8 protein-coding genes and 1 pseudogene are annotated in these 12683 nt (G+C 67.3%); 5 read left to right on the top strand and 4 right to left on the bottom strand.

Features of this window, described 5'->3' with window-relative positions; translation table 11 throughout:
* Positions 1-155: 155 nt before the first annotated feature.
* A pseudogene (locus tag G3N96_RS14375) lies at positions 156-1367 on the top strand (FUSC family protein); the annotation flags it as partial.
* A gap of 450 nt (positions 1368-1817) precedes the next feature.
* Positions 1818-2180 carry an aegerolysin family protein gene (locus tag G3N96_RS14380; RefSeq protein WP_206137604.1) on the top strand — a complete coding sequence of 121 codons (363 nt, stop codon included), beginning with the start codon at positions 1818-1820 and terminating at the stop codon, positions 2178-2180.
* A gap of 553 nt (positions 2181-2733) precedes the next feature.
* Here G3N96_RS14380 and G3N96_RS14385 read toward each other — a convergent pair.
* Together G3N96_RS14385 and G3N96_RS14390 are read right to left on the bottom strand one after the other, a co-directional pair.
* Positions 2734-3654 carry a bestrophin family ion channel gene (locus tag G3N96_RS14385; RefSeq protein WP_206137605.1) on the bottom strand — a complete coding sequence of 307 codons (921 nt, stop codon included), beginning with the start codon at positions 3652-3654 and terminating at the stop codon, positions 2734-2736.
* 12 nt (positions 3655-3666) lie between these two features.
* Positions 3667-5991, bottom strand: a complete 2325-nt coding sequence (locus tag G3N96_RS14390; protein ID WP_206137606.1) for an FdhF/YdeP family oxidoreductase — start codon at positions 5989-5991, stop codon at positions 3667-3669.
* Positions 5992-6146: 155 nt separating this feature from the next.
* Here G3N96_RS14390 and G3N96_RS14395 point away from each other — a divergent pair, with 155 nt between their 5' ends.
* Positions 6147-7568: a PLP-dependent aminotransferase family protein gene (locus G3N96_RS14395; RefSeq protein ID WP_206137607.1), complete on the top strand. Its 1422-nt coding sequence runs from the start codon at positions 6147-6149 to the stop codon at positions 7566-7568.
* A 55-nt stretch (positions 7569-7623) separates the two neighbouring features.
* On the opposite strand, the gene G3N96_RS14400 is transcribed toward G3N96_RS14395, so the two are convergent.
* Positions 7624-8874, bottom strand: coding sequence for a mechanosensitive ion channel family protein (locus G3N96_RS14400; RefSeq protein WP_206137608.1), 1251 nt, complete (start codon positions 8872-8874; stop codon positions 7624-7626).
* Between the two features lie 494 nt (positions 8875-9368).
* Between G3N96_RS14400 and G3N96_RS14405 the strand changes: the two genes are divergently transcribed.
* Positions 9369-11087, top strand: coding sequence for a SulP family inorganic anion transporter (locus G3N96_RS14405; RefSeq protein ID WP_206137609.1), 1719 nt, complete (start codon positions 9369-9371; stop codon positions 11085-11087).
* A gap of 12 nt (positions 11088-11099) precedes the next feature.
* Here G3N96_RS14405 and G3N96_RS14410 read toward each other — a convergent pair whose 3' ends face one another.
* A complete protein-coding gene (locus G3N96_RS14410; RefSeq protein WP_206137610.1) occupies positions 11100-11975 on the bottom strand; it encodes a LysR substrate-binding domain-containing protein in 876 nt (291 codons plus the stop codon).
* 95 nt (positions 11976-12070) lie between these two features.
* On the opposite strand from G3N96_RS14410, the gene G3N96_RS14415 reads away from it, so the two are divergent.
* Positions 12071-12670, top strand: a complete 600-nt coding sequence (locus G3N96_RS14415; protein WP_206137611.1) for a LysE family transporter — start codon at positions 12071-12073, stop codon at positions 12668-12670.
* Positions 12671-12683 lie beyond the last annotated feature (13 nt).

The following is a 12683-nucleotide window of genomic DNA, read 5'->3' on the forward strand; positions in this document are numbered from 1 at the left end:
TGACGGTCGTTGTGGCGACGGGTGAGAGAAGGTATGATGCGACGGTCATAGTCGAAGTATGGTTATGACCGTGGAGTGCTTTTTGACTGGTGCGGCGACCACCGGTCTGTACACATAGGCAAACACTCTGTCCCTACACGACGCTCTGCCGAGCTGACCCGCTGGTCGCCGATGCCGCGCAGGTGCTCGACGGCGTGGCCGCGACGGGCGAAGCGGGATCCGAGTTGACCGCGTTGCGTGCGCGCGTGGACGACGCGGTGCGTGCCGAGGCCGCGGAGCCGGCCGGCTCGGATCCGTCGCGCCTGCTCACGCTCGACCGGCTGGCGGCGCTGCTTGCCGGGTTCGACGCCGCCTTTGCGGGCAAGGCGCAGCTGGATCGGCCGAATCCGCCGGCGTCGCGCGTGCGCTATGCGTTCCACCACGATCCGGTGCTCGCATGGCACAACGGCATTCGCGCGTTCGTCGCCGTGCTGGTCGCGTCGGCGCTCTGGATCGTCACCGCGTGGCCGTCGGGCGCCGGGTTCGTCGCGATCACGGGCGTGGTCTGCGCGCTGTTCTCGACGCGCCCGAACTCGGTCGGCGCCACCGTCGGCTTCCTGAAAGGGGCGGCCTGCGCGGCGGTCGCGGGTGCGCTGTGCAATTTCGTGCTGCTGCCGGCGGTGTCGGGCTTCGAGATGCTTGCCGATATCCTCGGCGTGTTCATGATCGGCACGGGCATCGCGATGCGCAATCCGCGCACGGCCGGCATTGGCAGCGGCTTCTCGATCTTCTTCTGGAATTTCACGTCGCCGGACAACACGGCGCGCATCGGCGATGCCGCGTTTCTCAATTCGGCGCTCGCCACGCTGCTCGGCATCGCGTTCGGGGCGCTGGTGTTCGCGCTCGTGTTTCCCGGCGATCCCGGCACGAGCCGCCGGCGCCTGCATCGCGCGGTGCGCGACGATCTGGTGCGCATCGCACGCAATCCACGGGCGTGGCGGGCGAGCGCGTGGCTGAGCCGCACGGCCGACCGTCTCGGGCGCGAACTCGGTTTCGCGGGCCGTCTGTCGCCCACGCTCATCGAACGCGACCTGCGCGATCTGCTCGCGGCCTGGACGATCGGCGACAGCCTGTTGTCGCTGGCCGAACTGGCCGCGCGCGAGCCGGCGGCGCGGCGTGCGGTCGTGTTGGTGCGAGGGCGGGTCGGGCGCGCGGATTTCGCGCGGCTCGCGCGAACCGGCAACGCGGCAGCCCGCGTGCTGCTGCGGCGCGTGACCGAAGTCGACAGCGACGACGGCCGTGCGCTGCTGCGCGGTGCGGTGTTGCTGAGAACGATCGCGGAGACGGCGGCCGCGCACGACGGCTTCCTGCGCGGCCGCGAGGATTGACGGAGGGCTCGACGCGCGACGCAGCTGTCGTGGCCGGCGTGCTTCGCCCGCCAGTGCACCGATCGGGCCGATTCGGCCCGCTCCGAAGAGCCGGAATTTTCCAACCAGGACTGGGACGGAAATTGGGCCAGCCTCAAGAGTCTCTTCAGGCTCGGAACCGGTCGATCGTCGAATTGTGGGGTAGTCGGACTTCTTATCGAAGGTTTGAATCGGGCGGTGTCGAGATTGTTTCGAATTGAGCGCTTCTCGATTCTATTTTTGATGTTTTGTGGCATTAATTTATGGCGTTTCATATTTAAGAGCAGTTTCTCCGATAATTTAATTGGATTTGTCCTGCTATAACTGTCAGCTTTCGGGGTGGGTGTGGGTGTCGTATTTTTTGAGGCGCGCTGCGGAGTTTGAGTTCTGAATCTCTGCGATGCGCAATCACCCTCTATAGTGGAGACCGAAATGTCCGCACGAAGCACTGTTGTGAAGTTGCAAAACAATTCGGGTAGCACATTGTTTCTGGATTCGGCATCGATCAATCTGCTGCATGGCGAATGGAAAACGTATCCGCCAGAGAAAATCCCGAATGGTCAAGCTGGTGAATGGGAGAGCGATTCGGACGGTTTTATGACCGGAACCGAGGGGAAGCTTCAATATCAATTTGCCGATGGCGGGGGTATCGAGAATTTGCGTCTCTATTGGGATAATCCGTATTACGGCAGTAACGGGTATTCGATAACCGTCAGTGCTGCCGGTTACAAGGTTGGTTATGACGGTGGCTCAGGGGACAACGCAACCGTTACTTTCTACATCAAGCAGGTCTGACGCGGTTGATCGGCTCGCGCCCGTTTCGACGAGCGCGAGCGCAAATTAAATGTCAGTATCCGCGCAGTAAGGTTGCAGAGAGTATGGTCAAGGGTGATTCGCATTAAGCCTCATCACCATCTGCCTTCCGGCGACCTGTCCCGCAGTTCGCCGGCGGGAGGAATCCGATACGCCCCGTGCTTCTGCCCATGCTTCGACTTCTCGCGTCAACCATTCGACGCGCCGACGAGCCGCCGACGAAGGGGCGCGCGGTGTTGTGGGGTGTCGATCCGGGGCCGGGGCACGAAGACCGTTACTGGAATCCGGCGGATCACAGAGGGGGTGACGTGTGGATTGATCGCAAGCGGACTCACGGGCATTAGCGTATCGCCGTTGGAGAATCCAGATCAGGAATTATTTGGCGTAGGTTTCAGCGTAGCTTTGTTGTTGAACCATTGTCACATAAGGCGCAGGTACTGCTGCATCATCAGCGTGCGCTACGCAGGACTTGTGACCGTGGCGCAGCCGGTGCGGAATCCGTCACGGGCGCCACTGTCGGGCCGAGTCGGCCGGATCAACTGAGCCGATAGGCCTTGCCCGGCCTCACTTCCGCCGGCAGCGGCTCGCGGTTCAGCTCGAGCAGCGTGCGCTCGATCTGCCGCGTCATCGCATCGAGTGCGAGATGGTTCGGTCCGTCGCCGAAGGGCTCGGCGATCGCATGCGCGATCGCGTCGAGCGCGATCAGCGTATAGGCGACGAATACGCTGACGAACGGCGTCGCCGCGCCGATCGAATCGACGAGACCGAACGGCAGCAGCACGCAGTACGCGTAGATGGTCCGGTGCAGCAGCACGTCGTACGAGAACGGGATCGGCGTCGACGCAATCCGCTCGCAGCCGCTCACCATCGCGACGAGATCGTCGAGGCGCGCATCGAGCATCCACAGCCGCGTGTCGGAGAGGTGGCCCGCATCGGCGCGTGCGGCGAACGTTTCGCGCAGCGCGTGCACGATGACGACCGGGCGAAAGCGCGCAGCGGCAACGCGATCGTAAGCGGCGCCGTCGAGCAGCCCGCGCAGGTCGGCGGCAGGATCGGTGCCGCGCAGTTGATGCTTGAGCGCATAAACATACGCGACGACCGTCCGCACGAACGCGCGCCGCGATGCCTCGTCACGGTCGATCGCACCGTAGCAGAGCGCCTGCGACACCAGCGTGCGCGTGGCGGTCAGCACGCCGCCCCACAGCTGACGGCCCTCGCGGTAGCGTTCGTAGCTCGCGTTGTTGCGAAACCCCGCGAAGATCGCGAGCGTGAGGCCGATCAGCGTGAACGGCGTCGGGTTCAGCGGCACCTTCTCGCCGAGCACGCGGCCGCCGCCCCAGACCGCGACGAGGCTGATCGCGAGCGTCAGCACGAGCTGCGGCAGGATGGTCGGCAGCACCGAGCCGTTCCAGACGAGCAGCATCCGCAACCAGTGCTCGCGCGGACGAACGATCATCGCCGCGCTCCGTCAGGCGGCGATCGAGGCCGGCGCGGCCGCGCGATGCAGCAGCACGGGAATCGACTTCGACGTCGGCGTGTTGCACACGTCGCCGACGCTGTCGAGCGGCACGAGCGGGTTCGTTTCCGGGTAGTACGCGCCGATGCAGCCGCGCGGGATGTCGTACTCGACGAGCAGGAAGCCCGCCGCGCGCCGCTCGATACCGTCGTGCCACACGGTTTCCATGTCGACCCAGTCGCCGGCCGCAAGGCCCAACATCGCGAGATCGTCACGATTGGCGAACACCACGCGGCGCTGGCCGAACACGCCGCGATAGCGGTCGTCGAGCCCGTAGACGGTCGTGTTGTACTGGTCGTGCGAGCGCGTCGTCATCAGCGTCATCAGGCGCTCGCCGTGCAGCGCGCGGGCACGCTGGATCGGCGTGTCGGCCGGCAGCGCGTGCGCGATGAAGTTCGCCTTGCCCGTCGGCGTGAGCCATTCGCGGTCGCGCGACGCGACGCGCAGGTGGAAGCCGCCCGGCCGTGCGATGCGCGTGTTGTAGTCGTAGAAGCCGTCGAGCGTCGCCTCGATCGCGTCGCGGATCTTCGCGTAGTCGTCCTTGTAGGCAAGCCAGTCGATCTTGCCGCTGCCGAACAGCGCATGGCCCATGTGCGCGACGATCGCGGGCTCCGACATCAGGTTCGGCGACGCCGGCTTGTTCATCCCGTACGACACGTGGACCATGCTCATCGAATCCTCGACCGTCACGCCTTGCGCGACGTTGTCCTGCAGGTCGATCTCGGTGCGGCCGAGCGTCGGCAGGATCAGCGCGTCGCGGCCGTGGATCAGGTGGCTGCGGTTCAGCTTCGTCGTGATGTGCACGGAGAGGTCGCAGCGGCGCATGCCTTCCCACGTGCGCGGCGTGTCGGGCGTCGCCATCGCGAAGTTGCCGCCGAGGCCGATCAGCACCTTCACGTGGCCCTCGAGCATTCCTTCGATCGTCTCGACGACATCGAGGCCGTGGTGGCGCGGCGGTTCGAAGTCGAACACGTGGCCGAGCCGGTCGAGGAATGCCTGCGACGGTTTTTCCTCGATGCCGACCGTGCGGTTGCCCTGCACGTTCGAGTGGCCGCGCACCGGGCACAGGCCCGCGCCGGGGCGGCCGATGTTGCCGCGCATCAGCATCAGGTTCGTCAGCATCTGCACGGTCGCGACCGAATGCTTGTGCTGCGTGATGCCCATGCCCCACGTCGCGATCACACGCTCGCTGCGCGCATAGAGCCGCGCGAGGCTGTCGATCTGTTCGTACGGCACGCCGCTTTCGGCCGTCAGCGCCGACCAGCTTTCGTTGCGCAGATCGTCGGCGAATGCGTCGAAGCCGGCCGTGTGCTCGCCGATGAACGCGGTGTCGAGCACGCGCGGCGCACCGGCGGCGCGCGCGGCGTCGTCGAGTTCGAGCACGCGCTTCGCCATCCCCTTGATCAGCGCGAAATCGCCGCCGATCGTCGGCTGGATGAACGTCGATGCGATCTTGGTGCCCGACATCGTCAGCATCTCGAGCGGGCTTTGCGGATCGGCGAAGCGTTCGAGGCCGCGCTCCTTCAGCGGGTTGATCGACACGATCGTCGCGCCGCGCTTCGCGCACTCGCGCAGCTCGCCCATCATCCGCGGGTGGTTGGTGGCCGGGTTCTGGCCGAAGATCAGCAGCGTGTCCGCGTGTTCGAAATCGTCGAGCGTGACCGTGCCCTTGCCGACGCCGACCGACGCCGGCAGCCCGCGGCTCGTTGCCTCGTGGCACATGTTCGAGCAATCGGGGAAGTTGTTCGTGCCGTACAGGCGCACGAGCAGCTGGTACAGGAACGCCGCTTCGTTGCTCGCGCGGCCGGACGTGTAGAACGCAGCCTGGTTCGGGTCGGGCAATGCCCGCAGGTGGCGCGCGATCAGCGCGAACGCGTCGTCCCATGCGATCGGCACGTAGCGGTCGGTCTGCGCGTCGTACACCATCGGGTCGGTGAGCCGGCCGTGCTGCTCGAGTTCGAAATCCGACTGTTCGAGCAGCTCGGTGACCGTGTGCGCAGCGAAGAATTCGGGCGTCACGCGCTTGCTCGTCGCTTCCGCCGCCACGGCCTTCACGCCGTTTTCGCAGAATTCGAACGTCGATGCGTGCTGGCGGTCGGGCCACGCGCAGCCCGGGCAGTCGAAGCCGTCCGGCTGGTTCTGGCGCAGCAGCGTACGGTAGTTGCCGCCCGCGACCTTTTCCTTGATCAGGTTGATCGTGACGGCTTTCAGCGCGCCCCAGCCGGCGGCCGGGTGGGTGTACGGTTCGATGCGCGCGGTGGCGGATTTCTTTTTCATGATGCAGCGGGTGTCGGAGTCGATGGGTGCAGAGTACGCGCGGCCCCCATCCGGCTGTGTGTACACCTGTTCACTCCAAAAAAGAGTACAGTTGCGCCCATTCAGGCAGTGCGGATCGCAACTGTATTGTTGAAGGGGATTTGAAAGGGAGGCGCGTGAAGCGTTACGAACAACTGGCCGACGATCTCCAGGCGCAGATCGAGCGTGGCGTGTACCGGCCCGGCGAGCGGATTCCGTCGGTGCGGCAGGCGAGCCGGCAGCAGCAGCTCAGCGTCACGACCGTGTTGCGCGCGTACCTCGTGCTGGAAAGCCGCGGCCTGATCGAGAGTCGGCCGCAATCGGGCTATTTCGTCCGTGCGCGCGCGTCGGCGCCGGCCGAGGCCGAGCTGCACATGTCGGCGCCGGCCGCCGAGCCGTCGGCCGTGGACGTGAGCCGGCTCGTGCTGTCGACGCTGCGCTCGATCTCGCGCGACGACGCGGTGCCGCTCGGCTCGCCGTATCCCGATGCGTCGCAGTTTCCGGTGCAGCGTCTCGCGCGCTATGCGCAGACGATCGGCCGCCGCCGCACGCGCTGGGGCGTGATCGACGATCTGCCGCCCGGCAACCAGGAGCTGATCCGCCAGATCGCGCGGCGCTATGCGGAGCGCGGGATCGCGGTCGAACCCGGCGAGATCGTGGTGACGATCGGCGCGACCGAGGCGATCAACCTGTGCCTGCAGGCGGTCGCGAAGCCGGGCGACACGATCGCCGTCGAGTCGCCGACGTTCTACGCGATGCTGCATGCGATCGAGCGGATGGGCATGCGCGCGCTGGAAGTCGCGACGCACCCGGTCGACGGCATCGATCTCGACGCGCTCGAACGGGTCCTCGAACGCGAGCGCATCGCCGCGTGCATGGTGATGCCGAACTTCCAGAATCCGCTCGGTTTCCAGATGCCCGACACGCGCAAGCGCGCGCTCGTCGAGTTGCTGGCGAAGCACCGCGTGCCGGCGATCGAGAGCGACGTCTATCACGAGCTGCACTTCGGCGACACGACGCCGAGCGCGCTGAAGTCGTTCGACCGCGACGGGCTCGTGCTGCATTGCGCGTCGTTCACGAAGAGCCTGTCGCCGCGCTACCGGATCGGCTGGGCGATGCCGGGCCGCTACCGCGACCAGGTCGAGAAGCTGAAATTCCTGAACACGCTGGCCACGCCCGCGATCGAGCAACTGGCGATTGCCGAGTATCTGAAATACGACGGCTACGATTTCCATCTGCGGCGCATGCGCAAGCAGTACGCGCAGCAGGCGAGCCTGATGAGCGCGATGGTGCGGCGTTTCTTCCCGGAAGGCACGCGGCTGTCGCAGCCGCAGGGCGGGTACGTGCTGTGGGTCGAGCTGCCGCGGCAGGTCGATGCGATGAAGCTGTATGCGGTCGCGCTCGCGCAAGGGATCACGGTCGGCCCCGGGCACATGTTCTCGGCGAGCACCGATTACCGGCATTTCATCCGGCTCAACTACAGCTATCCGTGGTCGCGGCAGATCGAGGATGCGCTGAAGGTGCTCGGGCGGCTCGCGTCGGAGTGCGCGGCGCGCTGAATGCCCGGGGGCCGCGCGGCAGGCGGCGGCCGATGATCGGCCGCCACCGCACGCGTCACCCCGCGTGCGGCGCCTGCAGCCCGGCTTGCGCGGCGCCGACCATCTGCCGCATGTCGAAGCCCGACGGGTGCTGGTACACGCGCAGCCCGAACTCCGGCAGCACCGCGATCAGGTGATCGAACAGGTCGGACTGGATGGCCTCGTAGTCGACCCACGTCGTCGTGTCGGTGAAGCAGTACAGTTCGAGCGGAATGCCTTCGGCCGTGAGCGGCAGTTGCCGCGCCATGCAGGTCATGTCGCGGCGGATGCGCGGATGGCCCTTCAGGTAGTTCGCGACATACGCGCGGAACGTGCCGAGGTTCGTCAACTGGCGGCGGTTCGCCGGGCAGTCGCCGGCCGCGCCGAGCGTGCCGTTCCATTGCTCGATCGCGTCGACCTTGTCCTCGAGATAGTCCTTGAGCAGCGTCAGGCGTTCGAGCCGTTCGATCTCGTCGTGGGAGAGAAAGCGCACGCTCGTCGCGTCGACGAACAGCGCGCGCTTGATGCGGCGCCCGCCTGCTTCGGTCATTCCACGCCAGTTCTGGTAGCTCTCGGTGATCAGCTTCCAGGTGGGTACGGTGATGATCGTGTGATCGAAGTTCGCGACCTTGACGGTGTTCAGCGTGATGTCGATCACGGTGCCGTCCGCGCCGGCCGACGGCATCGTGATCCAGTCGCCGATCCGCAGCATGTCGTTCGACGACAGCTGCACGCCCGCGACGAGGCCGAGCAGCGTGTCCTTGAAGATCAGCATCAGCACCGCGGACATCGCGCCGATGCCCGACAGCAGCAGGCCGATCTGCTTGCCGGTCGCGTCGCCGATCACGACGAGCGCGGCCGTGATGAACATCACGAGCTTGACGAGCTGCATCGCGCCTTTCAGCGACAGGTGCGGCTGACCGCGCTGATCGCGCTGGTACGTGCGATGCGTGTGTTCGAGCGCCGACAGTGTCGCGCTGACGGTCATCGTCACGAGGAACACGATCAGCGCGAACAGCACCTTGTCGGCGGCCTCCGCGGCCGTCTCGGGGATGCCGGGCACCGCGCCGAGCCCGAACTTGACCACGACGAACGGGACGATGCGGTTCAGCCATTTGAACGCGCCGAACTCGAACAGCGCGTCATCGACGCGCGTGGCGGACAGCCGCGCGAGCCGCGCGACCACGCGGAACAACAGGAAGTGGACGACGGCGGTGATCGCGCCGGCAGCGGCGAGCAGGATGAGGATGCCGACGAGCGGCGCAAACCAGGATTCGTTCAGGGTCATAGGGGCAAACAGGGGCCTTCTCGTGCGTTGAATCGGCGCCGCGGCGCGGCGCGCGCCCGGTGAAGGGCACATGAAAGGGACCGTGATTGTGCCATCGGGTTCCAGGCGCGTTACCGCGAGTGCATGGTGCGCGGCTCCCGAATCTCCTCACCATTGCGTAGGTTTCCTCTGTCATCGGGTGAGGCCGGGTGGTGAAGGCGCATCACCGCGAGCCAATGCACGCGCGTGTAGCCGGATCGGTTGCGCATGGGACGGGGGTCGGCTGGGCCTCGCCATGGCGGGCCTTCCCGCCTCGATGCGCGTGGACGGCGATCCATGCAATCATGCGAGCGTCGCCCGTGCCGGCGCGTGTGAAGCTCGCCTTCGCGTGCGGCACATCGCCGACGGTGAGCGACATGGGCCGCCTTCGCGCACTTGCCATGTGACGCCTGCCCGGGGCACGATGCGCGAACGACTTCGCGAACCCCGTCACCCCGTATTCACGCATTTCACGCATGCAAGATTCCAACGAAAGCCGCCCGTCAGGCGTGCGGTTGCTGAAAGGCATCCTTCCGATCCGCCGTGGCGGGGCCATCCGCGACGTGTTCGCGGGCCTGTCGCTCGCGTCGATGGACATCCCGCAGGTGCTCGGCTATGCGCGCATCGCCGGCATGCCGGCCGTCACGGGCCTCTACACGGTGTTCCTGCCGCTCGTCGCGTTCGCGTGCTTTGGCGCGTCGCGGCATCTGGTGGTGGCCGCCGATTCCGCGACCGCGACGATCTTCGCGAGCCGGCTGTCGTCGATGGCGCCGGCCGGCAGCACCGAGTACGTGGCGCTGGCCGGCATGGTCGCGCTGCTGACCGCCGCGATGCTGCTGCTCGCACGCCTCTTCAAGCTCGGCTTTCTCGCCGATTTCCTGTCGCGCACGGTGCTGGTCGGCTTTCTCGCCGGCGTCGGCGTGCAGGTGTCGATCGCGATGCTCGGCGACATGCTCGGGCTGGCGGTGCCGTACCCGGCGTCGCGCAGCCTGGCACAGCTCGACTACGTCGTCACGCATCTCGTCCACACGAACCGGCCGACGTTCGCGCTCGCGGCGCTCGTGGTCGTCGCGATTCTCGCGTGCAAGCGGTTCCTGCCGCGCGTGCCGATGCCGATGATCGTGGTCGTGGGCAGCATCGCCGCAAGCTACGCGTTCCGGTTCGCCGCGCACGGCATCGCGGTGCTCGGGCCGGTCGCCGGCGGGCTGCCGCCGTTGCGCTGGCCGTCCGTCACGTGGCAGCAGTGCCTCGATCTCGTGCCGGTCGCGGCTTCCTGCTTCGTGATGATCATCGCGCAGAGTGCGGCCGCCGCACGCGTATTCGCGCAGCAGTACGACGAGGAGGTCGACACCAACGCCGACATCCTCGGCCTCGCGGCCGCGAATGCGGCGGCGGCGGTGGGCGGCGCGTTCGTCGTCAACGGCAGCCTGACCCAGACGGCGATGGCCGACGGCGCGGGCGTGCGCAGCCAGATCGGGCACCTCGCGTTCGCGGCCGTGGTGGCGGTGGTCCTGCTGTTCTTCAGCACCACTCTGCAGTATCTGCCGCATGCGGTGCTGGCCGGCATCGTGTTCACGATCGCGCTCGGGCTGATCAACGTGCGCAGTCTCGCCGCGATCCGCAAGGAAAGCCCCGGCGAGTTCACGCTCGCGCTGGTGACGGCACTGGCCGTCGTGGCGGTCGGCGTCGAGCACGGCATCCTGCTGGCCGTCGCGCTGTCGCTGATGCGGCACGTGCGCCACAGCTACCAGCCGCACACGATGGTGCTCGAACCGGTCGAAGGCAACGGGCGGTGGCAGCCGGTGCCCACGCGGCCAGGCGCGATGACGGCGCCCGGGTTGATCGTCTACCGGTTCGGCTCCGACCTGTTCTTCGCGAACGATCATCTGTTCACCGCCGAAGTGACCGAACTCGTCGATACGGCGCCGGTGCCGACGCGCTGGTTCGTCGTCGACGCGGGCGCGATCACCGATATCGACTACTCGGCCGCGCGGACGTTGACCGATCTCGTCAAGATGCTGCAGGCCCGCGGGATCGGCGTGCTGTTCGGGCGCGTCAATCGCTACCTGCGCGCGGACATGGATCGTCACCGGATCACGGAGATCGTCGGCGCGTCGTGCATCTTCCCGACACTGCACCAGGCACTGGAGGCGGCCGGCACGACGCCGGCGCCGCAGGAACCGGGCATCGTGTAGCGGGAGCCGGCGCTAGGCGGCCGCCCGCACGCGTGCGAAGCCATTGCGCAGGTGCCGGGCGAGTTCCGTCGCGGCCGGCGTGCGCTGGCCGCGCGGCAGATGCAGGTTGATCGCGAAGTTCGGCAGCGCGGGCAGGCCGCTGTCGGCCGGCAGGATGTCGAGGTCGGCCGGTACGGTCGACGCGAGCCAGGCGGTCACCGCGAGGTCGGAGCGCACGGTCGCGGCTGTCGCATCGATGCTGCCGTTCTCGAACACCGTGCGCCACGCGCGATCGCAGCCGCGCAGCGCGTCGAGCACCGTCGGGCGGAACGCGCAGGTCTGCGCGACCATCGACACGGGCAGCGGCGTATTCCGGTACGCGGTGCCGCCTTTCGCGCCGACCCAGACCAGGCGGTCGACGGCGATGCACTCGCCGCGTGACGGCCCGACCGGCGCCTCGATCAGCGCGACGTCGAGTTCACCCTGCGTGAGCCCGCGGCGCAGCTCCGGCGACGCCGCGCACACGAGCGAGAGGGCGACCTGCGGATGCGCCTGCGCATAGCCTTTGAGAATCGGCGCGAGACAGCTGCCGACGAGATCCTGCGGCGCACCGAGGCGAACCGTGCCCTCGACCGCGCCGGCCGTCAGGTCGGTCAGCAGCGCATCGTGCACGGCGAGCAGCCGGCGCGCCTGCCCGAGCAGCCGCTCGCCGTCCGCCGTGAGCAGCAGGTTGCGATGCTCACGGACGAACAGCGGGCCGGACAGCGTTTCGAGCCGTGCGACCTGCTGGCTGATCGCGCCTTGCGTCAGGTGCAGCGCGCGGCTGGCCGCCGTCATGCTGCGATGCTCGGCGACCGTGACGAAGGCGCGCAGCAGCGCGATGTCGAGATTGCGTACCATGCGATGCATTATGAGCGCTAATGGCAGGCATAAAAAGCTTTCGCTGTCGTAATGGGAAGATCGCGGGTAAAACGAGGCTTCGACGACGACAACCGGGAGCTTCCGTGCCGATCCGCGACTACTTGCCGCTGATGCTGTTCGTGATCGTGTCCACCGTGACGCCGGGCGGCGCGACGACGCTCGCGACCGCCTCGGGCGCGCATTTCGGTTATCGGCGTTCGCTGCCGCTGATGGCGGGCATCGCGGCCGGCCTGGCGTCGATGGCCGCCGCTGCCGCCGCCGGGCTCGGCGGCGTGCTGCTGGCGTGGCCCGCGTTGCAGCTCGCGATGAAGGCGCTCGGGTCGGTGTATCTCGTGTGGCTGGCCGTACGTATCGGGCGGGGCGGCAAGCCGCGGCTCGATGCCGCGGTACATCGGCCGCAGGGGTTCGTCAGCGGTGTCTGGATGCTCTGGCACAACCCGAAAGGCTGGGCGATGACACTCGGTGCGGCCGCGTCGTTCGCCGCGCTCGCATCCGGCCCGGCCCGGCTCGGCGTGTTGCTCGGGCTGGCGTTCGGCGTGGCCGCGATGGCGTCGCTGTCGCTCTGGTGTTTCGCCGGGCTGCTGTTCGCGCGCGTGCTGCGCACGGAGCGGCAGTGGCGCTGGCTGAATGCCGGGCTCGGCGCGCTGCTGGTGGCGTCGATCGTGCCGATGTGGCTGCCGTAGCGATGCCGCGCGC

This window comes from Burkholderia sp. Se-20373, assembly GCF_017104705.1.
GTDB lineage: Bacteria > Pseudomonadota > Gammaproteobacteria > Burkholderiales > Burkholderiaceae > Burkholderia.

What these genes read in the sequence shown, in the direction of transcription:
- G3N96_RS14380 (WP_206137604.1), top strand. Translation starts at nt 1,818, where the DNA reads ATGTCCGCACGAAGCACTGTTGTGAAGTTGCAAAACAATTCGGGTAGC.
- G3N96_RS14385 (WP_206137605.1), bottom strand. Translation starts at nt 3,654, where the DNA reads ATGATCGTTCGTCCGCGCGAGCACTGGTTGCGGATGCTGCTCGTCTGG.
- G3N96_RS14390 (WP_206137606.1), bottom strand. Translation starts at nt 5,991, where the DNA reads ATGAAAAAGAAATCCGCCACCGCGCGCATCGAACCGTACACCCACCCG.
- G3N96_RS14400 (WP_206137608.1), bottom strand. Translation starts at nt 8,874, where the DNA reads ATGACCCTGAACGAATCCTGGTTTGCGCCGCTCGTCGGCATCCTCATC.
- G3N96_RS14405 (WP_206137609.1), top strand. Translation starts at nt 9,369, where the DNA reads ATGCAAGATTCCAACGAAAGCCGCCCGTCAGGCGTGCGGTTGCTGAAA.
- G3N96_RS14410 (WP_206137610.1), bottom strand. Translation starts at nt 11,975, where the DNA reads ATGCATCGCATGGTACGCAATCTCGACATCGCGCTGCTGCGCGCCTTC.